24 protein-coding genes are annotated in these 23,316 nt (G+C 60.5%); 18 read left to right on the forward strand and 6 right to left on the reverse strand.

From position 1 onward, the window contains the following. Positions 1-76: 76 nt before the first annotated feature. Together gshB and gshA are read right to left on the reverse strand one after the other, a co-directional pair. On the reverse strand, positions 77-1,015 hold the full coding sequence (gshB, locus tag V7080_RS08435; RefSeq protein ID WP_334187951.1) for a glutathione synthase: 939 nt from the start codon (positions 1,013-1,015) through the stop codon (positions 77-79). A gap of 380 nt (positions 1,016-1,395) precedes the next feature. Continuing rightward, a complete protein-coding gene (gshA, locus tag V7080_RS08440) occupies positions 1,396-2,694 on the reverse strand; it encodes a glutamate--cysteine ligase (protein WP_334187952.1) in 1,299 nt (432 codons plus the stop codon). Between the two features lie 15 nt (positions 2,695-2,709). Between gshA and V7080_RS08445 the strand changes: the two genes are divergently transcribed. Then, entirely contained in the window at positions 2,710-2,877 is a 168-nt protein-coding gene (locus tag V7080_RS08445; protein ID WP_334187953.1) for a hypothetical protein, read from the forward strand. Positions 2,878-2,973: 96 nt separating this feature from the next. Here V7080_RS08445 and V7080_RS08450 read toward each other — a convergent pair whose 3' ends face one another. The 3 genes from V7080_RS08450 to V7080_RS08460 are packed head-to-tail and all read right to left on the reverse strand — an operon-like array spanning position 2,974 to position 5,631. Then, positions 2,974-4,536 carry an ammonium transporter gene (locus tag V7080_RS08450; protein ID WP_334187954.1) on the reverse strand — a complete coding sequence of 521 codons (1,563 nt, stop codon included), beginning with the start codon at positions 4,534-4,536 and terminating at the stop codon, positions 2,974-2,976. A gap of 15 nt (positions 4,537-4,551) precedes the next feature. Next, on the reverse strand, positions 4,552-4,890 hold the full coding sequence (gene glnK, locus V7080_RS08455; RefSeq protein WP_326857366.1) for a P-II family nitrogen regulator: 339 nt from the start codon (positions 4,888-4,890) through the stop codon (positions 4,552-4,554). A gap of 12 nt (positions 4,891-4,902) precedes the next feature. Beyond that, complete coding sequence (locus tag V7080_RS08460) at positions 4,903-5,631, reverse strand: TorF family putative porin (RefSeq protein ID WP_334187955.1); 729 nt, start codon at positions 5,629-5,631, stop codon at positions 4,903-4,905. Positions 5,632-5,912: 281 nt separating this feature from the next. Here V7080_RS08460 and V7080_RS08465 point away from each other — a divergent pair, with 281 nt between their 5' ends. The 17 genes from V7080_RS08465 to V7080_RS08545 all read left to right on the forward strand — a co-directional run bounded on the left by V7080_RS08465 (position 5,913) and on the right by V7080_RS08545 (position 22,740). Continuing rightward, positions 5,913-6,152: an accessory factor UbiK family protein gene (locus tag V7080_RS08465; protein WP_334187956.1), complete on the forward strand. Its 240-nt coding sequence runs from the start codon at positions 5,913-5,915 to the stop codon at positions 6,150-6,152. A 78-nt stretch (positions 6,153-6,230) separates the two neighbouring features. Then, positions 6,231-7,754, forward strand: coding sequence for a YifB family Mg chelatase-like AAA ATPase (locus tag V7080_RS08470; protein ID WP_334187957.1), 1,524 nt, complete (start codon positions 6,231-6,233; stop codon positions 7,752-7,754). Positions 7,755-7,864: 110 nt separating this feature from the next. Further along, positions 7,865-8,713 (forward strand): AraC family transcriptional regulator, encoded by an 849-nt coding sequence (locus V7080_RS08475; RefSeq protein ID WP_334187958.1) that lies wholly within the window; start codon positions 7,865-7,867, stop codon positions 8,711-8,713. A 75-nt stretch (positions 8,714-8,788) separates the two neighbouring features. Continuing rightward, positions 8,789-9,727: a DMT family transporter gene (locus tag V7080_RS08480; protein WP_334187959.1), complete on the forward strand. Its 939-nt coding sequence runs from the start codon at positions 8,789-8,791 to the stop codon at positions 9,725-9,727. Between the two features lie 13 nt (positions 9,728-9,740). Beyond that, positions 9,741-10,316, forward strand: coding sequence for a hypothetical protein (locus V7080_RS08485; protein WP_334187960.1), 576 nt, complete (start codon positions 9,741-9,743; stop codon positions 10,314-10,316). Between the two features lies 1 nt (position 10,317). Beyond that, positions 10,318-11,571, forward strand: coding sequence for an MFS transporter (locus V7080_RS08490; RefSeq protein ID WP_334187961.1), 1,254 nt, complete (start codon positions 10,318-10,320; stop codon positions 11,569-11,571). Positions 11,572-11,643: 72 nt separating this feature from the next. Continuing rightward, the gene (locus V7080_RS08495; protein ID WP_334187962.1) at positions 11,644-11,991 is read left to right on the forward strand and encodes a DUF1840 domain-containing protein; all 348 of its coding nucleotides are present in this window, start codon (positions 11,644-11,646) and stop codon (positions 11,989-11,991) included. Continuing rightward, complete coding sequence (locus V7080_RS08500) at positions 11,976-12,824, forward strand: alpha/beta hydrolase (RefSeq protein ID WP_334187963.1); 849 nt, start codon at positions 11,976-11,978, stop codon at positions 12,822-12,824. The genes V7080_RS08495 and V7080_RS08500 overlap by 16 nt, the downstream gene beginning before the upstream one ends. A 74-nt stretch (positions 12,825-12,898) precedes the next feature. Continuing rightward, a complete protein-coding gene (locus tag V7080_RS08505) occupies positions 12,899-13,552 on the forward strand; it encodes a LysE family translocator (protein ID WP_334187964.1) in 654 nt (217 codons plus the stop codon). A gap of 7 nt (positions 13,553-13,559) precedes the next feature. After that, positions 13,560-14,882, forward strand: a complete 1,323-nt coding sequence (gene rsmB, locus V7080_RS08510; RefSeq protein ID WP_334187965.1) for a 16S rRNA (cytosine(967)-C(5))-methyltransferase RsmB — start codon at positions 13,560-13,562, stop codon at positions 14,880-14,882. Between the two features lie 106 nt (positions 14,883-14,988). Then, on the forward strand, positions 14,989-15,528 hold the full coding sequence (locus tag V7080_RS08515) for a DUF4390 domain-containing protein (RefSeq protein ID WP_334187966.1): 540 nt from the start codon (positions 14,989-14,991) through the stop codon (positions 15,526-15,528). A 2-nt stretch (positions 15,529-15,530) separates the two neighbouring features. Further along, positions 15,531-17,843: a sensor histidine kinase gene (locus tag V7080_RS08520; RefSeq protein ID WP_334187967.1), complete on the forward strand. Its 2,313-nt coding sequence runs from the start codon at positions 15,531-15,533 to the stop codon at positions 17,841-17,843. Positions 17,844-18,176: 333 nt separating this feature from the next. Further along, entirely contained in the window at positions 18,177-18,905 is a 729-nt protein-coding gene (locus V7080_RS08525; protein ID WP_334187968.1) for a response regulator, read from the forward strand. Between the two features lie 66 nt (positions 18,906-18,971). Continuing rightward, a complete protein-coding gene (locus V7080_RS08530; RefSeq protein WP_334187969.1) occupies positions 18,972-19,346 on the forward strand; it encodes a GTPase in 375 nt (124 codons plus the stop codon). Positions 19,347-19,481: 135 nt separating this feature from the next. Further along, a complete protein-coding gene (locus V7080_RS08535; protein ID WP_326857737.1) occupies positions 19,482-19,739 on the forward strand; it encodes a BTH_I0359 family protein in 258 nt (85 codons plus the stop codon). A gap of 516 nt (positions 19,740-20,255) precedes the next feature. Further along, a complete protein-coding gene (gene trmB, locus V7080_RS08540) occupies positions 20,256-20,963 on the forward strand; it encodes a tRNA (guanine(46)-N(7))-methyltransferase TrmB (protein ID WP_334187970.1) in 708 nt (235 codons plus the stop codon). A 316-nt stretch (positions 20,964-21,279) separates the two neighbouring features. Further along, positions 21,280-22,740: a sigma-54 dependent transcriptional regulator gene (locus tag V7080_RS08545; RefSeq protein ID WP_334187971.1), complete on the forward strand. Its 1,461-nt coding sequence runs from the start codon at positions 21,280-21,282 to the stop codon at positions 22,738-22,740. A 131-nt stretch (positions 22,741-22,871) separates the two neighbouring features. Here the strand turns inward: V7080_RS08545 and V7080_RS08550 are convergent. Beyond that, a partial coding sequence (locus tag V7080_RS08550; protein WP_334187972.1) for a S8 family serine peptidase occupies positions 22,872-23,316 on the reverse strand: 445 nt, incomplete at its 5' end.

Consider the following 23,316-nt stretch of genomic DNA (forward strand, 5'->3'; position numbering starts at 1 on the left):
CAGGAGAAGAATACCAACCATGGTTTAGTGATTTAAAAATTGCAGGTGCCCGCCTATCGAGCTCCCGGTGCGCCAGTCATGCGGCTTTTTCCAACGCATCGATGAACATGCCCGCCACGTCGAAGCCTGTTTGCTGCTTGATTTCCTGGAAACAGGTCGGGCTGGTCACGTTCACTTCGGTCAGGTAGTCGCCGATTACGTCCAATCCTACCAGCAATAAGCCGCGCCCTGACAGAACCGGACCCAGTGCCTCGCCGATCTCGCGGTCCCGCGCCGAAATCGGCTGCGCCACGCCGAGGCCGCCGGCGGCGAGATTGCCGCGCACCTCCCCGTTTTGCGGAATGCGCGCCAGGCAAAACGGTACGACTTGCCCGCCGATCAGCAGGATACGCTTGTCGCCCTTGTCAATTTCCGGAATGAAGCGCTGCGCCATGATGGTCCGGCTGCCGTTGTCGGTCAGCGTCTCGATGATGGAGCCGAGATTCATTCCATCCTGCTTCACCCGGAAAATGCCGGCGCCGCCCATGCCGTCCAGCGGCTTGAGGATCACATCCTTGTGCAGTGCGTGAAAGGCCCGCACTTTTTCGGTATCGCTGGTCACCAGCGTCGGCGAGGTGAACTGCGGGAACTGGGCAATCGCCAGCTTTTCGTTATGACTGCGGATCGCTTCCGGCCGGTTGACGATGCGCGCGCCTTGCGCTTCGGCGAGTTCGAGGAGATACGTCAGGTAAACATATTCCATGTCGAACGGCGGGTCCTTGCGCACCAGCACCGCATCGAATTCGCCCAGCTTCATCACCGCCGGCGCATGGGTCTTGTACCATGCGTCCTCATCACCGGTCAGTGTGACACGGGCGATGGCGGCGCTCACCACGCCGTCTTCGAGCGCCATGTCCTTCTGCTGGAATGCATAGACCTCGTGCCCGCGCCGGCCGGCTTCCGCCATCATGGCGTAGGTGGTGTCCTTGTAGGTTTTGAAGGTATCGAGGGGATCGGCTAGGAAGGCGAATTTCATGGTTGTTTTGGTTGGATTTGTGTACAAGAGCTGCGCTGGAGTTATGGAGGCATGGTGTCGCGAGATCGTTTATGCCGAAGACCTGTGCATTTGAGTCTTCGCTCGCACATTGCGATGCGTCCGCACACCCTCGGTAAGGTCCCCTCCCCCTCTCAGGGGGAGGGCTAGGGTGGGGGTAGTGAGGTTGAGCTGACGGATGCAGTCGCTCGACCTCACTACCCCTGTGCGGGCCACCCCATCCCAACCTTCCCCCTCGCCGGGCGCCCCTGTAAGGGGGAAGGAGCCTGACTGTGAACTTGATCAGGTAGTCACACGTATCACCACGATGTCTTATCTTTTCGATTCAGTGAATCTGAGTTCGCAACCCGTTCACCGATAATTCAATAAATCTCCGGATTCGGATCGGTCTTTTCCATTTCCACCGACGCCGCCAGCAATGCCAGCCGCGCCACCACGCCGTACATATAAAACCGGTTCGGCGCAGCCGTGCCCGGCTTGGCCTGCAGGTCCGGCAGCGCATGCTGCTGGGCGAATGCCAGTGGAACAAAATGCGCGCCGGGCGAGTTCAGGTTTTCATCGACGCCACGCTCCGCATGCACGCGGTAGAAACCGCCGACGACATACCGGTCGATCATGTACACCACCGGCTCGGCCACGGCATCGTTGATATGCTCGAACGTATGCACGCCTTCCTGGATGATGACGTCGCTGACTTCCAGCCCTTCCTTGACCACCGACATCTTGTTGCGCTGCTTGCGGTTCAGGTCCTTCACCTCGCTCGCATCCTTGACCGTCATGATGCCCATGCCGTAGGTACCGGCATCCGCCTTCACGATCACGAATGGTGTTTCCTTGATCCCGTATTCCTTGTATTTCTTGCGGATCTTGGTTAGCAGCATGTCGACATTAGTCGCCAGGCAGTCCTCGCCGGTACGCTCCTGGAAATTGATTTCGCCGCATTTCGCGAAATACGGATTCAGCATCCATTGGTCGACGTCGATCAGCTTGGCGAACTTCTTGACCACCTCGTCGTAGGCCGCGAAGTGATTGGTCTTGCGCCGCACCGCCCAGCCGGCGTGCAGCGGCGGCAGCAGGTTTTGCTCATGCAGGTTTTCCAGCACCGACGGGATGCCGGACGACAGGTCGTTGTTGAGCAGGATGGTGCAGGGGTCGAAATTCTTCAGGCCGAGGCGGCGGCCATTGTTTTGCCGCTCCAGCGGCTCCAGCGTGAGCGATGTGCCGTCCGGCAGGTCAATCTGCGTCGGTTCCTTGACGTCGTCGGACAAGGAGCCGAGCCGGACATTCAGGCCGGTCTGGCGGAAGATCTGGATCAGGCGGGAAACGTTCTGCAGGTAAAACGTATTGCGGGTGTGGCGTTCCGGGATCAGCAACAGGTTCTTCGCATCCGGACAGTACTTTTCGATGGCAGCCATCGCAGCCTGTACCGCAAGCGGCAGCATTTCCGCCGATAAATTATTGAAACCGCCGGGGAACAGATTCGTATCGACAGGCGCCAGCTTGAAGCCGGCGTTGCGCAGGTCGACTGAACAATAAAAGGGCGGGGTATGTTCCTGCCATTCCAGCCTGAACCAGCGCTCGATGGCGGGCGTGGCAGCCAGAATTTTCTTCTCCAGGTCGAGAAGCGGGCCATTCAGGGCCGTGACGAGATGCGGAACCATATAAGCCTTAGATAAATGACATTGACGCCAATGCGGAAAACGTTATCGATTCTAACGGGAATCGTCGATCCGCGTCCGCTGCCTGTTGCATGCCTGATCATGCATTTGATGCATGAATGGCAACGTCATGTTGCCGGCAACCAGCGCATGAAACGGGCTGTGTCCGGCCAATTTGGGGCTTGAAAGTCTTTTTTAAAGCCGGGGACAAAAAAAAGCGCCTCCCGCAGGAGGCGCCCGAAAAAACCGCTTGGAAAAACGAACTCGTTGTATATCAGTACATCAAGCGTGGTAAGCGGATTCGCCGTGGCTGGAAATATCCAGGCCTTCGCGCTCTTCCTCTTCCGGCACGCGCAGGCCGACCAGCAGGTCCACCAGCTTGAAGGCGATGAAAGCGACCACACCCGACCAGATGACTGTAGTAATCACACCCTGGAACTGGATCCAGACCTGGCCGACGATCGAGTAGTCTTCAGCGACCTTGTTGGCAACATAATCGTAGATGCCGGTGCCGCCGAGTGCCGGCGATGCGAACACGCCGGTCAGCAGCGCGCCGAGGATACCGCCGACGCCATGCACGCCGAACACGTCGAGCGAGTCGTCCGCGCCAAGCATGCGCTTGAGGCCGTTGACACCCCACAGGCAGGTAATGCCGGACAGCAGGCCGATCACGATGGCGCCCATCGGGCCGACGAAACCGGCAGCCGGTGTGACGGCAACCAGGCCGGCAACCGCACCGGAAGCAGCACCCAGCATCGACGGCTTGCCTTTGCCCATCCACTCGCCGAAAGACCAGGAGAGTGTTGCAGCGGCAGTAGCGAAGATGGTGTTGACGATCGCCAGTCCGGCCGCGCCGTTGGCTTCATAGGCGGAACCGCCGTTGAAACCGAACCAGCCCACCCACAGCAGCGAAGCACCGATCATCGTCATGGTCAGCGAGTGCGGCGCCATGGATTCGCGGCCGTAGCCGACACGCTTGCCGATGACATAGGCACCCACCAGGCCGGCAACGGCGGCGTTGATGTGCACCACGGTACCGCCGGCGAAATCAAGCGCGCCCTTCTGGAACAGCCATCCGGCGGCAGCGGTCGCCTTTTCAGCGGCGGCGGCATCGGTGTAGGCGTCCGGGCCGGCCCAGAACCAGACCATGTGCGCGATCGGCAGGTAGGAGAACGTGAACCACAGCACCACGAACAGCAGCACGGCGGAGAACTTCACGCGTTCGGCGAACGCGCCGACGATCAGGCCGCAGGTAATGGCGGCGAAGGTTGCCTGGAAGGCGACGAAGATGAACTCCGGGATTACCACGCCCTTGCTGAAGGTCGCCGCAACGGAATCGACGGTAATGCCCTTCAGGAACAGGCGGTCAAGCGAGCCGATGAAACTGCCCCCTTCGGTGAACGCCAGCGAATAGCCATAGATCGCCCACAGCACCGTGATCAGGGAGAAGATCATGAAGACCTGCATCAGCACCGACAGCATGTTCTTCGAGCGGACCAGGCCGCCGTAGAACAATGCAAGGCCGGGAATGGTCATCAGGATGACCAGCACGGTCGCCACGATCATCCAGGAGGTGTCGCCCTTGTTGGGCACCGGAGCTGCGGCGGCTGGCGCTGCGGAGGCTGCGGCTGCGGGCGCAGTCGTGGCACCGGAGGAAGCGGCAGCTCCGGCGGCGGAAGCCGCTGCATCGCTGCCGGCCGGCGCGGAGGATGGAGAGGACGGTGTCGTGGTCAGTGCGACCGTGTCACCGGCGGCCGGCGCATCGGCGGCCAGCGCCGGCTGCCCGAAACCGACCGCGAACAGCAAGGTGCTGGCCGCGATAAAGCTGAGGATCTGTTTTTTCATGGTGATATCTCCGCGTTAGAGTGCGTCTTTGCCGGTCTCGCCGGTACGGATACGCACTACCTGCTGCAGGTCGTATACGAATATTTTTCCGTCGCCGATCTTGCCGGTACGGGCCGCTGCCTCGATCGCTTCGATCACGCGATCGACAATGGCTTCATCGACGGCCACCTCGATTTTTGTCTTCGGCAGGAAATCGACGACATACTCGGCGCCGCGATACAGCTCGGTATGTCCCTTTTGCCGGCCGAAGCCCTTGACCTCGGTCACGGTGATGCCCTGGACGCCGATGGCGGACAAGGCTTCACGGACTTCGTCCAGCTTGAAGGGTTTGATGATCGCAGTGATCAGTTTCATGATGACCTCGGTTTAGAAAGTTTTGCTGATCGACAGCACTGCGCGGCCCTTGCCGAGATTTTTCCCGTTCGGACCGACATAGGCGTCGGTGTTGGTGTCGATGTACGCAAGGCTGCCGGTCATGAAGCCGAAATCCTTGGTGACGCCGAGCTTGTAGTCGGTATAGCTGGCGGCGGAGTTGTTTCGTACGCGCTGGCGGCCGGCATGCAGGTTGACGGTGAAGCCGTTGCCGACGTCGATGTTGGCGCCGATATCGAGGTAGCCGCTGTTCTTGCTGTCGGCGAAGCCGAACAGGTTGGTCACCGAATGCGAATACTTGATGTAGGCCGGTCCGTAGCCGATCTGGCCGTAGATCTCGGTGGTATTGGCGCTCGGGTTCAGGTTATTCGATGGGTAGATATAGGTCAGCACGCCGACGTCGTACGGCACGTCCGGTACAATCTCGCCGCGTTTGCCGGCATAGATGTCCCATTCGATGTTCGCATCGCCGCCCGGCACATCCTTGATCCATTTGATGGTGGAAAGCCATGTGCCGACATAGAAGCCGCTCGGGTTGTTGACGTAATCCGCGCCGCCTTGCAGAGCCGGGTCCAGACGGGTCTGCGAAATGCCACGGTAGCGGTAGTCACTGACAACTGCAGCGTTGAAGCTTACTTCGTGATCCGGCTTCTTATCCTGCGCCTGGGCGGTACTGCTCATAAATGCGGCGGTGACAGCCGTGGCAAGAATCAGTTTTTTCATGGCGCTTCCCTTAGTTATGTTGGATAAAACAAGAACATCTGATGACGATGGAACTTGCATCGTGATTAGCAGGACTCATGCCACCCAATTTCGCCATGGATACGTTATATTTTTTGCACCAATCCCGCGCCGGGGTATTGTTATTTTGCGAGACGGGCTACGATATGCACATTGCTGCACCCTGCTTTGCCGTCGACGCACCAGATTGATGCGCACCAGATTGAAGCGACGACATCCAATCGCACCACGACGGTGCCACCCCCTCCAAACAAAGGTCCACTATGGAACGCAATAACTTTTTTAATGATCTGCAGGCAAAAATCAGCCAGGCAATTGAGAACTCTCCCGCCAAGGATCTCGAAAAAAACGTCAAGGCGATGCTGAACCAGGGTTTTTCCAAGCTCGATCTCGTGACCCGCGAGGAATTCGATATTCAGAGCCAGGTACTGGCGAAGACCAGGGCCAAGCTGGAAGCGCTGGAAGCCCGTGTTGCCGAACTGGAAGCACGCCTGGGCAAGTAGATTGATGCGCAAGGCGCATCGCCGATAGCCGGCGGCAATATCCGCCGGACCTAACAAAAACAATAAACGAGGTATGGGATGAGCCTAGCCGTCTTGAAAAGCCGTGCCCTGGCGGGCATGCAGGCGCCGGAAGTCACCGTCGAAGTGCACTTGGCCAATGGGCTGCCGCAATTCACGATCGTCGGGTTGCCGGAAACCGAAGTGAAGGAATCGAAGGACCGGGTCCGGGCGGCGCTGCAGAATGCACGTTTCGAATTCCCGGCCCGACGGATCACCGTCAATCTCGCGCCGGCCGACTTGCCGAAGGAATCCGGCCGTTTCGACCTGCCGATCGCGCTGGGCATCCTGGCGGCGTCGGGGCAGATGCCGGCCGATGAACTGGGAAAGTACGAATTTGCCGGCGAACTATCGCTGTCCGGAGACTTGCGCCCGATCCGCGGCGCGCTGGCCATGACCTTCGCCATGCATCGCGCTGGCGGCGATTCCGGCGCAAAGCGCGCCTTTATCTTGCCACGCGCGAACGCCGACGAGGCAGCCCTGGTGACCGATGCAGCGATTTTCCCGGCCGATTCGCTGCTGCAGGTATGCGCCCACTTCGCCGCCGCCGACCCGGATACGCGCCTCGGCCGCCATGTCCCAGGCGCCTCGCCGGCAACGGCGTCCCACCCGGATTTTTCCGATGTGAAGGGCCAGGCGCAGGTGAAGCGGGCGCTGGAAGTCGCAGCCGCCGGCGGACACAGCGTTTTGATGATGGGCCCGCCCGGCACCGGCAAGTCGATGCTGGCGTCGCGCTTTCCGGGCATCCTGCCGCCGATGACGGATGAGGAAGCCTTGGAATCGGCGGCGGTGCAATCGCTGAACGGCGGCTTCTCCATCTCCAAATGGAAGGCCCGCCCCTACCGCGCCCCGCACCACACCGCCTCCGGCGTCGCACTGGTCGGCGGCGGCAGCGCACCCCGCCCGGGCGAAATCTCGCTCGCCCATCGCGGCGTGCTCTTCCTCGATGAACTGCCGGAGTTCGACCGCCGCGTGCTGGAGGTATTGCGCGAGCCGCTGGAGTCCGGCCACATCACGATCTCGCGTGCCGCGCGGCAGGCCGATTACCCGGCGCGCTTCCAGCTCATCGCCGCGATGAATCCCTGCCCTTGCGGCTATCTCGGGCATCCATCCAACAAATGCCGCTGCACGCCGGAGATCGTCGCCCGATACCAGGGGAAGATCTCCGGCCCGCTGCTCGACCGCATCGACATGCAGATCCAGGTCGGCGCATTGGCGCAGGAGGATTTGCTGAAGCAGGCCGATGGCGAGCCGTCCTCCGCGATCGCCGCGCGGGTCGGGGAAGCCTATGCGATGCAACTGGAGCGACAGGGCAAAGGCAATCACCTGCTCTCACCTGCGGACATCGATACATACTGCAAGCCGGATGCCGGCGGAGAACAGTTGCTGCGCACGGCAATGACGCGCCTGAACTGGTCGGCGCGGGCGTATCACCGCGTGCTGAAGGTTGCACGGACGATTGCCGATCTGACTGGGGCGTCGACGATCGGGCAGGCGCACGTGGCAGAAGCGATCCAGTATCGGAGGGCGTTACGGGAACAGTGAGAGTTGATCGATCTATCAACCGTGCCCCCATGCAAACCCGGCGCTGCCGACAATGACTGGCAGAACGTCATATCATTTAGCCATTCGCGCCAACCCATCGCCTGTGCCGCATGTTCCACCACCCCTCCGAGTTCGTTACCTTCAAATCCACCCCGCATCTGCCGGGCGTGGAGCTGTATTCGGCGCGCCTGGTGGATCACGCATTCGCACCGCATGTGCATGACGGCTATTCGATCGGTGCGATCGAAGCAGGTGTCGAACGTTTTCGTTACCGCGGCACGGAACATGTTGCGCCGGCCGGAACCCTGGTGCTGTTGAACCCGGACGAGCTGCATACCGGCCAGGCGGAGGTCGATGCCGGCTGGACTTACCAAATGCTGTATATCGAGCCCCAAGCGCTTCGCGAACTGACCGGCAGCGAGGCATTCTTTCCGCAGGCGGCGGTGCATGATCCGCAATTGGCCAAGGCTTACCGCGCGCTGTTCCGGCGGATGTGGGATGCGCAAGACGACCTGGCGTTCATTTCCGATTTCACCCGGCTGGTCGATACGATGGTCATCCGCTACGGCAAGCATGCCAGCGCGCTGCAACCGGCATCGCCACATCGTGGACATCGCATGGCGTCAATGCAAAGAGTGCTCGATTGCATCGAGGCGCATCTCGACCAGCCGCTCGGCATCGAGACCCTCGCCGCCGAAGCGGGCCTGTCGGTATTTCACTTCGTCCGCACCTTCTCCACGCTGTTTCATGCCACGCCGCACCAGTATGTGCAGGCACGCCGTGCAGCGCGCGCGAAGTCCCTGCTGGCGCAAAGGACGACACCGTCCGACACCGCGGCGGCCGTCGGCTTGACCGATCAGAGTCACCTGAACAGGTGGTTCAAGCGGACCTATGGCGTCACGCCTGCGCAGTACCAACAGCAAATCGGTACAAGACCCGCCGCTTCCGTCCGCCGATAATGCGCGTAGTCGGATGCCGCACCATATATCCCTTATTGCATCCTTTGTTGCATTCCTTTCATTGATTGTTTCTCCATGCTGATCGGTTTTTTGTGCGCGCTCGGCGCCGGCCTGATGTGGGGCCTGGTGTTCGTTGCGCCGTTGATGCTGTCGGACTATCCCGGCCTGGTGCTGTCGTTCGGCCGCTATATCGGCTTCGGCCTGATTGCGCTGGTGCCGGCGTTATTCGATCGCGAGCGCTTGGCCGCATTGTCGAAGGCGGACTGGATCGCCGCCTTCCGGCTCGCGCTGGTCGGCAACATCCTGTATTACGCCGCGCTGGCGACCGCCATCCAGCTGGCCGACGCACCGTTGCCGGCGATGCTGATCGGCACGTTGCCGGTGGTGATCGCCGTATGTTCGAACTGGTCGCCGGGTCACCCATCGGAATCGATCGCATGGCACAAATTGGCGCCGTCGCTGGTCATCATCTTCATGGGGCTGATGCTGGTGAACATGAGCGAACTGGAACACCTGGACGGCAAACGCCCGCTGGCGGATTACGCCATCGGCTGCGTGATCGCGCTGGGTGCCGTTGCCGCCTGGACCTGGTATCCGATCATGAACGCACGTCACCTGAAACAGAACACGCATATCCGCTCATCGACATGGGCCACCGCGCAAGGGCTGGCAACGTTGCCGCTGGCGCTGGCAGGCTTCGCCGCCTATGGCGTCTATGTGCATGCCGGCGACGGCGCCTATGACTTTCCGCTTGGTCCGCGTCCGCTGCCGTTCATCGGGCTGATGCTGACGCTCGGTCTGTGCGCATCCTGGCTCGGCACGCTGCTCTGGAATCGCGCCAGCCAGAAACTGCCGACGTCGCTGACCGGTCAGCTCATCGTATTCGAGACCCTCTCCGCCCTGCTGTATGCGTTCGCATGGCGGGGCGAAGCGCCGGCGCCGCAGGTGATCGCAGGCATCCTGCTGCTGTGCGTCGGCGTGATGTTCGGCATACGTACCTTCCGCACTGCCTGACCGGGTCGTATCGGTGCCCGACCAGCTCCTGATGCAGCGCAGGCATCGCGCCGCCGCTGCTGTTACCATGCCGATCATGCCGATCTTGCCGAATTTCCCTTCTTCCCTTTTGCTCGCCGCAGCAATTTTCCTGACCGCCTGCAGCCCGACCTTCGATTGGCGCGAAGTGCGTGGCCCGGATGCGTCATACACCGTGTTACTGCCGGGCAAACCTGCCACGGTGTCACGCGAGATCAATCTCGACGGCACGCCGGTCAACATGACAATGACCGCCGCCGAAACGGCGGGCGTCACCTTTGCCGTCGGTACCGCGAAGATGGCGGATGCCGCTGCCGCGGGCAGAGCGGTAAGCGCCATGAAAACAGCGCTGGTGAAGAATATCAACGGTACCGTCCGGCAGGAGAAGCCCCTGGCCAACGGCATGTATATCGAAGCGGCCGGCCCGGCTGCCGCAGGGGGCGAACCCAGGTTGCTGTATGCCCGCTTCCTGTCGAAGGACAACCGCATCTTCCAGGTCGTGATGACCGGCAAGGAAGCATCGATGTCGCGCGATGCGGCGGAGATGTTTTTCGGTTCCTTCAAGAACTGACATGCGGTTTCTGAGCGGCGCACTCGCGGTGCGCGTCTTTCTCTGCTTCGCCAGCGCCTACTTCCTGTCCTATGCATTCCGCTCAATCAATGCGGTGATCGCACCGGCGCTGATGGATGACGTCGGCTTGTCCGCCGCCGACCTTGGCTTGTTGTCGTCGGCCTATTTTCTGACCTTTGCCGCGCTGCAGTTACCGCTCGGCATCTGGCTCGACAAATACGGACCGCGCCGCACCGAGACGGCATTGCTGATCTTCGCCGCCGCCGGCGCGGCGCTCTTCGCGGCAAGCGATTCGCTGTCGGGTCTGTGGCTCGGCCGCGCCCTGATCGGCATCGGCGTATCGGCCTGCCTGATGGCGCCCTACAAGGCGTACCGGCTATGGTTCGCGCCGGAACGTCAGGCGCAATTGGCAAGCTGGATGCTGGTGGCGGGCACCTCCGGTGCATTGGCATCGACTGTTCCGGTGAATGCGGCCCTGCCATCGATCGGCTGGCGCGGCGTGTTCTGGATCATGAGCGGCATGATCCTGCTCTGCGCGACGGCGATTTTCTTTCTGCTCAGGAAAGTGGAGATCACCCACCCCGCACCGCAGGCGCCTGCCAACACCGGCGCGAAAGTGGAAGCGCCGGGATATCGTCAGGTTTTTCGCCATCCGTATTTCCGGCGCGTCGCCGTCCTCGGCGTAATCAATCACGGCAGCTTCATTGCATTGCAGACACTATGGGCCGGCCCCTGGATGAACACGGTGCTCGGCATGGACAAAAACCAGACGGCGCAGATCCTGTTCATTTTCAATCTCTGCCTGATGCTGACGTATCTCTGCCTGGCATGGTGGGCGCCGCGCAAAGTGTCACAGGACGGCAGCCGCGGATGGCCCGTCATACGGGCCATCATCGTCGGCCTGATCGGCACCGTGCTCACGCAGGTTGCCATCGTGTTCGTCACCGCGCCATGGGCATGGATGCTTTGGCTGCCATTTGCCTTTTTCGTGACGGTAACAACCCTGGTACAGACCAGTGTCAGTCTTTCGTTTCCGTCCGCGCTTGCAGGCCGTGCGAACAGCGCATTCAATTTTCTGCTGTTCGTCGGCGCATTCATCATGCAATGGGGCATCGGCTTGCTGATCGATTTATTGCAGGCAATGGGCGCATCGCCCCCGGATGCGATGCGCGGCGCGTTCGGCATATGCCTTCTGTGCCAGGTCGCAACCCTCGCCGGGTTCATCGCCAATCGTGCCCAGCCGCAGCAGGCATGACGATTGAGCCCTGTCTACGGCAGTTCGTTGAGTCGTGCTATGGTTTCAACATTGATCAAAGACGGAGGCGCCATGCTAGTAAGATTCAAATCCAAGGCCGCAGCGGAAGTCCTGATGTACGAGGCACATGCAAAGCGCATCCTCGACTTGCTTCATAAGGACGTGAAGATGGGCATCATTACCGCCGCGGAAGCACCGCAGGCAGTGGCAAAGCTCGAAGAAGAAATCGCCGAGAGCCGGAGGCATCCGGCGTCCGAGGAAGTCGAACACGATATCGAAATGCATCACAATGAAAAAGGCGACGACAACGAGCATGAACAGGTGCAAATCGTGACGTTCGCCACGCGCGCCTATCCGCTTCTCGAAATGCTGCGCGCAGCGCAGCGAGGCGGCTACGACGTGATGTGGGGCGTCTATTGACGTCGCCGGTCGAGCGGAGGCTGAACGCCGCCGACGGAACGCCGCTGCAAGTCGTGGACTGGCCGGTCGACCGTGCACAGGGAAACGGGCGCGGCGTCGTATTGATGCACGGACTCGGCGAACATTGCGGCCGTTATTCGCATGTCGCGAAGTTCTTCAATGACAACGGCTGGTCGGTACGCAGTTACGACCACCGGGGCCATGGCCGCTCCGGCGGCGCACGCGGCGATGTGCCGGACAACGAAGCACTGGTGCGCGACGCCAAGGTGGTAATCGACGATTTCGCCCGGCAATTCGATGCACCGCCGCTATTGTTCGGCCACAGCATGGGCGGACTCTTCGCGGCACGTTTCGCCATCGCCGGCCTGTCACCGTTGCAGGCACTCATCCTGTCGTCACCCGCCCTGGCGCTGCCGTTATCGGCACCGCAGAAATTGCTGCTCGGCGTGCTGCGCGCCGCGGCACCCGGTTTCGGGGTGCCGAACGGCTTGCAAACCCGCTATCTGTCGCACGATCCCGCCGTTGAAACAGCTTACAAAAACGATCCGCTCGTGCATCCGAAGATCAGCGCGCGGTTATTGACCGCAATGTTTTCAGCAGTCGATTTTGCCCATGCGCATGCACCGACGCTCAAGATACCGACGTTGATGGTGGTCGCGGGCGACGACCGGCTGGTGGATGCGTCCGGCAGCGATGCATTCTTTGCACGGCTTGCGCCCGGCATCGGCACCATGCGCCGCTATCCGAATTTTTATCATGAGTTGCTGAACGAAACCGGCGCGCAACAGGTGTTCGACGACATGCGCCACTGGATGAGCGCCCTTCCGGCCTGAGCAATCGCGGCCGGGCTGCGGGACTGCGGCTACAATCACGGGTATTCTCCCGTCTGGACCGTTGCACATCTACCATGAACTTTCTCGGTATTTCCGATTTCGGCCTGTTCTGCGCCGCCGTGCTGCTGCTGAACGCCACGCCCGGCCCCGACACGGCCTATATCGTGGGACGCAGCATCGCGCAGGGGCGCGCCGCCGGCATCATGTCGGCGCTCGGCATCTCCGTCGGCTGCTGCGTGCATGCACTCGCTTCGGCGCTGGGATTGAGCGCCATCCTCGCCGCATCGTCCACCGCCTTCCTGGTCATCAAGCTGGCGGGCGGCGCCTACCTGATCTATCTCGGCATCCGCATGCTGATGGTCAAGCCGGCCGCAGACGCCGGCGTCGACGCTGCAAGTGCTGCTGCGCTTCGCGATCAACGCGCGCCGGCCACGATTTTCTGGCAGGCGATGATCACCAATGTGCTGAATCCGAAAGTCATTCTCTTCTTCCTCGCTTTCATCCCGCAGTTCGTGCAGGGCGAGTCATCGCAGAAGACAATCGCCTTCCTCGTTCTCGGCCTGGCGTTCGCAGCCATCAGCATGTGCTGGAACAGCGGCACCGCGCTTTTGGCTGGAACACTGGCGCGTCGCGCCGGACGCAATCCCCACGTCAGGTTGTGGCTTGAACGCGGCGTTGGTGCCGCCTTCGTCGCACTGGGCGCAAAACTGATGCTTACCAAGAATTGATTTTCCCTTGTCCAAACCGTCTCTCCCCCAACTGAAACCGGATTCCCTCGCCTATGCCCTCGTGGGCGCGGCGCACGCCGTGGTCCGGGTCCGTGCCGGCACCGCCCTGCCGCAGGCATTGGCCGGCATCTTTGCCGACCTTGACCCGCCGGCCCCGGCGCGCGGCGCGATTCAGGACATCGCCTACCGCAGCATGCGCACGCTCGGCAGAGCTGACGCGCTGCTGGCAAGGCTGGCAAACAAACCGCCGTCGCCGCCCCTCCTGCATGGCTTGCTATGCAGTGCCCTCGGCCTGATTTCCGCTGCCGACGACGAAGCCGCCGATATGCCGTACGAGGCGTTCACGGTTGTCAATCAGGCGGTTCACGCCGCTGCGTCCGGTCCTGATACCGCGCATGCGAAAGGCATGGTGAACGCGGTATTGCGACGCTTCCTGCGCGAGCGCGACAGCCTGCTGGCACAGGTTCTGAACAAAACTGAAGCGCGATGGAACTACCCCGAATGGTGGATCAGCGCGATGAAGGCCTCTTATCCGCAGCAGTGGCAAGCCATCCTGGACGCCGGCAACAGCGCGCCGCCCCTGACATTGCGGGTCAATCGCCGCCGCGCCGATGTGGCCGGGTATCTGCACACCCTGGCCGGGGCCGGCATGCCCGGCAACCAAATCGGACCGGATGCGGTACGTCTTGCACAACCGGTCCCCGTCTCGCGCATCCTCGGGTTCGCAGACGGACTGGTATCCGTTCAGGATGCGGCGGCCCAACTCGCGGCGCCGTTGCTGGATCTGCACGATGGCATGCGGGTGCTGGATGCCTGCGCCGCGCCCGGCGGCAAAACCGGGCACATACTGGAATGCGCGGACGTCGCATTGACGGCGCTCGACAACGACGCGCAACGACTGTTGCGGATTAAAGACAATCTGCTCAGGCTCGGATTGCAGGCCGATCTCAGGACCGGCGACGCGGCCGACGCGGAATGGTGGGACAAACAGCCGTTCGACCGCATCCTGGCGGACGTTCCGTGCACCGCGTCCGGTATCATGCGCCGGCATCCGGATATACGCTGGCTGCGCCGGAAAGGCGATGCAATGCAACTGGCGGCCATGTCCGGGCGGATTCTCGACAACCTGTGGCAGATGCTGCGACCGGGTGGTAAATTTCTGTTTGTGACTTGCTCGCTCTGGCCGCAGGAGTCGGAAATGCAAGCCGCCGCTTTCGCATCCCGCACCAGGGCGTTGCGCCTGCCCGCGCCCGGCCAGCTGCTGCCCACGTCAGGCGCTGAGCAAGATCACGACGGTTTGTTTTACGCTCTGTTTCAAAAGGCCGCGTGATAGTATCCCTTCAAATAATTTCAGGGCGGAGGCGATGATCTTCCTCATGCGCCGGCCCACCACTCGAGTGACACGTCGATTCTTTAATTCATTGGCTTGCCGGTTCATGACCTTGCTGTTCCTTGCCGCGTTCCTCGGGCCGGTACCGGCACGTGCGGCCGAGATTGAGATCAACCGGGTGACCCTGGAGAACGCCGACGAAGGTTACAAGCTTGGCATCAGCTTCGCGTTCGACCTGCCGCGTACGCTGGAAGACGCGATCATGCGCGGCTTTCCGCTGTACTTCACCACCGAAGTCGAACTGACACGGCCGCGCTGGTACTGGTTCGATGAAAAGGCCATCACCGCATCGCGCACCGTACGCATCTCGTACAACCTGTTGACACAGCAATATCATGCCGCCATCAGCGACGGCCTGCACCAGAGTTTCAGCACATTGGAAGACGCACTGTCGCTGGTGAAGCGTCCGGGCCGCTGGCTGATTGCCGACCGGGGCGTGCTCAAGCCCGGCGAGGTCTACAATGTCGCCGTGCGCATGGGACTCGATGTCGCGCGCCTTCCCAAGCCTTTCCAGGTGCACGCAATCAATAGCAGCGACTGGCGTTTCTCTTCTGACTGGAAACAGTTCAATTTCAAGGCGGAATAGCCGTGCCAAGGCATTTTCGATATTTCCTGGTGGTCGGCGGCGCGCTGGGCAGCATCCTGCTGTTCCTGCTGGCCTCCGCCGCTGAAAATTCGGCGTTCTTCGACAAACACTATCCCTGGCTGCTCGGACTGAACGCGGCGATGGCGGTCGCCCTGCTGGGGCTGGTCACGCTGCTGCTGGCGCGGCTGTACCGCCGCTATAAGCGCGGCGCGTTCGGCTCGCGCCTGATGGCGCGGCTGGTGCTTCTGTTTGCCATCATCGGCATATTGCCCGGCCTGATCATCTATGTCGTATCGGTGCAGTTCGTGTCGCGTTCGATCGAGTCATGGTTCAACGTCCGGGTGGAATCGGCGCTGGAGTCGGGACTGAACCTCGGACGCACCGCGCTCGATGCATCGCTGACGGACCTGAGCGCCAAGGCGCGCAATATAGCGCTTGAGCTTTCGGAAATGTCGGAGTCGGAACTGGTCACGCAATTGTCACGACTACGCGATCCGGGACAGCAGCAGGAAGCCACCATCATCACCTCCGGCGGGCAGATCGTCGCAACCGTCGGCGGGCGCTACGGCATGCTGGTGCCGGAGTTACCGACGCCGGCAATGCTGCGGCAGGCACGGATGACGCGAGGCTACGCGGCGATCGAAGGCGGCGTCGATCCTCCCGGCACCGCATCCCGGGATGCGCTTGCCGGCGCCACCATGACGCCGGGCGCGGGCACGAAGCCGCCGAGCGCGCAGAACGAACTGCGATTGAGGACGGTCGTTGCGATCCCGAACTCCGGCAGCGGCATGTCGTTGCAGGCCGATTCCTATTACCTGCAATTGACCCAGCCGGTGCCGGCCAGCCTCGCCGCCAATGCCGAGGCACTGCGCGCCGCCTACAGCGAGTACCAGGAGCGGGCGCTTGCGCGTACCGGCCTGCGCAAGATCTACATCACGACGCTGACCCTCACATTGCTGCTGGCGATCTTCGGCGCCATCACCGGCGCATTCCTGATTGCGGGTGATCTCGCCAAGCCGCTTCTGCTGCTGGCGGAAGGCACCAAGGCAGTGGCGGAAGGCAATCTGTCGCCGCGCCCCATCGTCACCACGTCCGACGAACTCGGCACGCTGACGCAATCCTTCAACACCATGACACGCCAGTTGTCGGAGGCCCGTGCCTCGGTTGAAAAGAACCGCGCGGAACTGGAGAACGCGAAGGCATATCTCGAATCGGTGCTGGCCAACATGTCGGCCGGCGTGATGGTCCTGGACAAGCACTTCCGGCTGGTTACCTGCAATGAATCGGTCGAGCGCATCCTGCGCCACAATTTCGATGCGCACATCGGCCAGCCGCTGTCGTCCATCGGCGGCCTTGAGCCGCTGGCAAACGCATTCACGAAGGCATTTTCCGAACAGAGCGCGCAATCCGCCTCGGCGGAATCCGGCCTGAGCGGACACTGGCAACAGCAGATCGAGGTGCCGCGCAAGGATGCCGGCCCGGATGATGACAATGGCATCACGCTGCTGGCGCGGGGGTCGCATCTGCCCGTTGCGGCCGGCACCGGCTATGTGGTGGTGTTCGATGATATTTCCGATGTCATTTCGGCGCAGCGCTCGATCGCCTGGGGCGAGGTCGCGCGCCGTCTTGCCCATGAGATCAAGAATCCGCTGACGCCGATCCAGTTGTCGGCCGAACGGCTGCAGATGAAACTGGAAAGCAAGCTGACGCCGCAGGACGCCGCCATGCTGACCAAGGGCACCGGCACGATTGTCAACCAGGTATCGGCGATGAAGCGCATGGTCGACGATTTCCGCGATTACGCCAAGACGCCGCCGGCAGTGCTCGAGCCGCTCGACCTGAACGCCCTGGTGGAGGAAATCCTGCACCTGTACCTGAGCGGCGACGACCGCGACATCATCAGGACATCGCTGGCGCCGGCATTGCCCCGGGTAATGGGCGACGCGACTCAGCTCAGGCAGGTCATCCATAACCTGCTGCAGAACGCGCAGGACGCCGCCGAGGACAAGACCGGCGATGATCATGCGCCGCACATCGATGTCCGCACCGAGGCGATCCACTACGATGGCTCGGACGGCGGCAAGCATATTGCCGTCCGGCTCACCATCATCGATAACGGTCCCGGCTTTTCTTCCAAGATCCTGGCGCGGGCGTTCGAACCGTATGTCACATCCAAGCCACGCGGTACGGGCCTGGGACTGGCCATGGTGAAAAAAATCATCGATGAACACGGCGGCCGGGTGGATATTCAAAACCGTCCCGACGGTAATGGTGCAAAAGTGGCAATTTTGCTGCTAAAGTTAGCCCCGGCTTAAAATAAAAGTGGTGTTTGACGGAATTGGCGTCGAACTTTTCTGGCAGGCAATACTCAATGGATCATCCTGCGTGTAGGCCCTTGGTGATGACGATGGCGTTGATTGCATAACGCCATTGAACGCGTCATTCAGGCATATGTGATGGATGCGATTTGGTGCTTGAACCGGAACGGTGACGCCGGAAAAGGCAGAAAGCTTGCAAAGCGATCGGGCATGGGCAACGGCGATCCTCTGATAACACACTCTTACAAATATCCCGCTCCGGTTTCAGGTTTTCCGCACCTTGACTGAGCGACAATTGACAGCGACATTGGCAGCAAAGAAGGCACGCAAATGGCAAATATTCTGGTAGTCGATGATGAAATGGGCATCCGCGAGTTGCTCTCCGAAATCCTGGGGGATGAGGGGCATGTGGTGACCACCGCAGAAAATGCGCGGCAGGCAAGGGAAACACGCGCGGCCGGGGCGCCGGACCTGGTCCTGCTCGACATTTGGATGCCGGATACCGACGGCGTCACCTTGCTGAAGGAATGGCAGCGCGACGGTTTGCTTACCATGCCGGTCATCATGATGTCCGGACATGCGACCATTGATACGGCGGTGGAAGCGACCCGTATCGGCGCACTGAATTTTCTTGAAAAGCCGATCGCCCTGCAAAAACTCCTGAAAGCCGTGCAGCAAGGCCTGACACGCAACCAGGAAGTCGCCCGGCCGGTACTTTACAGCGCGCACACCGCCCGTCCGGCGCCCGTGGCACATGACGAACCGTCCGTGCATGTCTCGGCCTTTTCGCCGCAGGCGTCCACCGTTGCGACCATGGCGCCCCATGTATCGGTGATGTCGCCCCAGCAAACAGAAACCCCGGGATTCAGCCTGTCCTTCGATCTCCCCTTGCGTGAAGCGCGCGATGCATTCGAACGCGCCTACTTTGAACATCATCTCAATCGCGAAGGCGGGAGCATGACGCGGGTCGCGGAAAGAACCGGCCTGGAGCGTACCCATCTTTACCGCAAACTTAAGCAGCTCGGTGTCGAACCGGGCAGGCTTGCGAGAAAAGGCTAGGGCCTGCTTGACAAGCGTTGCGGACCGTTCGGCGTTGCTGCTTGTCAAACCCTGCCTGGTGCACGCTTGGCGTTGACACTGACCACACTCGTCACCGGCGGCCATGCCGCCGGACGTGAAGCCGCGATTGCCCACGCCCTCGATCCCGCGATCGACACGGCCCTGATCCTCGAAGGATTGCCTAGCGGCAGCTCGCCGCTTGGTGTCATTCCTGACCTTCCCTCTGTAGTTATTGCACGCGTTGCGCCGGGTTGCATGTGTTGTACCGGAAACCTGACGATGCGTGTTACATTGAACCGTATTTTGCGCAAGTCGCCCGCCCGTCTTTTTATCGGACTGGCCAACGCTGCGCATGTGGAACAAATACGCCTTTTTTTGACACAGACTCCATACGACAGCTTTCTTGAATTGACTAAAGACATCGACATCGGCAGCCGTTGAACTACACAGGAAAGGTCTAGTTCCTGCAGGCAAACCGATATTTACAACGATGCCTTGAAACGGTTTTACTTGGCCCCATTTTTGCATCAGAGTAAACGGGTTCTCAGTAAACGTAGGTTGCACAAGGAGCGCAAGATGAACTTAATCTACAACAGCGAGCAGTACAGCGTGGTGGAGTTTGGCGCGGATGATGACCGCGAAGCGCTACGTTTTGGTGGCTATGAAATCATGGACAAGTCGGGCAAGCGCGAAATCTTTATCGGTGGAACGCTCGCAAGATCTTTCAGGGAGGAAGTCGAAAACCTCATTGCTACCGAACCGACGGTTGAAGAAATCGACACATATCTCGGCAAGTACGATGCGCTCATGCGCCAGCCGATGATCCTCCATTAGTATCACCACGCTGTTTGCAGTTTGATTGACTCAACACTTGCTCCTTCAACGGAGCAAGTTGTTTTTCTTCCGGTTTTTATCCTGGATCATGGGATGGCAGAAATGCGGGAACATGCATGGTCCCGTTGCATTCAATCCTGTCTTCCACACCCTGTCTGCTACACCTTTTCCGGCAGTTCGTCGTTCGCAGACGATCGCGCATCACTTCCCAACGATGTCTGTTCTTCTGAAGCCGCATTCAAGGTATGGCATCATGTCGTCCGCGCAAAGCCGTTGCCCGGTTCTCCCAGGTGCATTGCCACGCGCGCATTGTTGAACCGTACCGCGACAATCTACATCCTCCCAAGTGCAACGAAACAGGGATTCGGAACATTTGTCCCAAGGCGGTGGACCAGATGAATAAGTGCTCGACGGATGTAAATACGCGTAAGTACCCGCGTATCCAATTGCGGGATCGCAGCCGCTGCCGTACCGAGGTGACGCATTCCGTACAGACAAATTGAAAAAGCCACCGGCATGCATGGCAACTCTCGTCACATCACCAGCACCCAGACCGACATACACCGGCAACTAAGCGCGGTCGTCTCGCGTCATGCATCAAGCACATTCCGGAAGCCGGTCATGGACTTCAACCGTGCCGCATTCGATGCCAGCGTGGCAGCATGGAAAAACGCAGGCGCCATGCCACTGATCCTGGATGCGGGATGCGGCGTCGGCATGTCCACCCGCAACCTTGCACAGCAATTCCCCGATCATTTCGTCATCGGCGTTGACCAATCCGCTGACCGGCTGACGCGGAATACGCATGCGGCAGAAGGCGTACCGGCGAATTGCATGCTGGTGCGGGCGGACCTGGTGGATTATTGGCGCCTTATGCTGGCAGCGGAAATACGTCCCGCAAGGCATTATCTGCTGTACCCGAATCCATGGCCGAAGATTGGCCATCTCGGCCGGCGCTGGCATGGGCATGCGGTCTTCCCGACCGTCCTGGCGCTGGGCGGCATACTGGAGTGCCGCAGCAATTGGCGCGTTTACATCGACGAGATGTCGAGCGCCATTCGACAGCTCACGGCAATCGATGTCCGCTGCGAAGCATTCGATACCACCGAGCCGATCACGCCATTCGAGCGAAAATACCTGGCTTCGCAACACTCCCTGTGGCGTTGCATGGCGGATCTGGATCCGATGCGAACATCGTTGAATCGTTGCGATAACGAAGCGTAATGATCCGAAACGCGTACGAAATACAACGCTTTCATTGCCCCGGGAATCGATTTTTGACGCAGCACAAAGCCCCCCGCACTTAAACGCGATTCGCCCGCAATTCCCATGTTTATGGCATTGTGATCGCCGCTGAAAGACAGTACTCTGGTCAATCGTTCAATACGAACCAAAAACAACTCGCGAGTGAATTCCTTCACCGTTTCGCATCAATAATTCAAATCATCGCCGGAATCAACGCTTGCTGCAAACGATGCCGACTTACTGCGGCACGGGACTGAAGCACCGGCAACGGTCTACAAAATAGAGGTATCGGGCAATGCTTCATATCTCGGATTCAGCTACCACCAATCAGACGGTCATGCTGTTGCGGCCGTCGAGCCCAGTTGAACCGCGCTGCGCATATTCGGACATACTCAGGAACCATGGCCTGTCGCTCGTCGAATGTATATCGCCGGACGCCGCATACCGGGCAATGGCAAACGGCTGCAGGGTAGGACTCCTTATCCTCGACAAGCATGCGGAATTATCCCAACTGGAAAGATACGAACCCCTCGTCAATAACAAGCAGATCGCCTGGGTCGGCCTGATCGCGCAGGAACTGATTTCCACGCCGCGCATGCGCGAATTCATCGGCGAGCACATGTTCAACTTCATCACCACGCCCGCCGATCCCGATCACATCATCCTGACCCTGCGCCATGCATGGGGGATGGCGATCATTCGCGACGGCCATGCCGGCCTGCCGTATCGCACGAGAGCCGGCGATGAGCCCTCGATGGTGGGCAACTCGCTGCAGATGCAGAAGCTATCCAGCCAGCTACAGAAAGTCGCCCGCACCGACGCCTCCGTGTTGATCACCGGGCCGTCGGGCACAGGCAAGGAAATCGCCGCACTGTCGATACATCGCCAATCGGCGCGCGCCGCCGCACCTTTCGTCGCCGTCAATTGCGGTGCCATCGCGCCGCAATTGTTCCAGTCGGAATTATTCGGCTATGAAAAAGGCGCCTTCACCGGTGCGGCACAACGCAAGATCGGTCGTATCGAGGCCGCCCAGGGCGGGACGCTTTTTCTCGATGAAATCGGCGACATGCCGTTCGACATGCAAGTCAACCTGCTGCGCTTTCTGCAGGAAAAAACCATCGAACGCGTAGGCGGTACCGAATCGATCGGTATCGATGTGCGCATCATCGCCGCCACCCATATCGATCTCGCCGAAGCGGTACGCCAGGGTAGCTTCCGTGAGGACCTGTATTACCGGATCAATGTCATTTGCCTGGAGACGCCGCCGCTGGCTGACCGTGGCCAGGATATCGAAGACATTGCAAAGCATTACTTCGCCAGGTTCGCCCAGATCCATAACCGGAGCCTGCGCGGTTTCTCCAAGGCCGCGATGAACGCGATGCTCAGCCATACCTGGCCCGGCAACGTACGCGAGCTGGTGAACCGCGTACAGCGCGCGACGGTGATGGCGGAAGGCCGCTTCATCCAGCCGTCCGATCTCGGTTTCGAGAATCAGATGGAGCAGTCGCAGATCACGTCCCTGGAGGATGCTCGCGCCATTGCGGAGAGTACGGCAATCCGTCGTGCCTTGTCGCAATCACGCAATCAGATATCGCGCGCCGCGGTGCTACTGGGCGTATCGCGCGTAACGCTTTACCGGCTGATGGAAAAATACGATATCCGGACTGAACCGGCGGCCGGCACGCGTTCTCCGCCACTGGTGGGGCGCAGCGCATCCACGCATCCGGGATCGAGGACGGGCGACAGGCCCCGCTAGAGCCCTGACCTACCGCACCATCCTGCCGGAATTCACATCACTCCCTCCCCCATCCTGCAAACGTACCTGCTCAAAAATATCGCGGCTCATGGACCGAGCCGCGATTGTTCACATCGGTGCGTGCACCGCCTTCACGACCATCGCTGCCCTCCGCTGAAACCGGGCTGCATGCCAAGCCCTGGATCGAAGCGGCCATCGACGTGCCGTCCCATGCGGCGTAGTTCATTCGATGGCACCGACGAAGCGATTGCCACGCCCGGCCCGCATACGGCAATCTCCAGCCCGAAGCAGGAAAACTTGGCGGCGAAAAATCCGTTCGGGTCGATAAACGGCGTCGTTGTCTGCGTGTAATAGCTGTCCGGCGGGAACTCATTGAACTTCCCGATCGCGGACACCGCCAGCACATTCGGCGACGACGCCGGATACTGTACCTGGTTGCCCGAGTTGCCGGCGGCGACGATGCAGGCGATGCCGGCACGCTTGGCGCGCAGGATCTGCTGTTCCAGTGCCTCCGATGGTTCAGCGCCGCCGAGACTCAGGTTGACGACATCGATCTGTTTTTCGATGCAGTAGTCA

This window comes from Noviherbaspirillum sp. (genome assembly GCF_036846085.1).
In the GTDB taxonomy this organism is placed as follows: domain Bacteria; phylum Pseudomonadota; class Gammaproteobacteria; order Burkholderiales; family Burkholderiaceae_D; genus Noviherbaspirillum.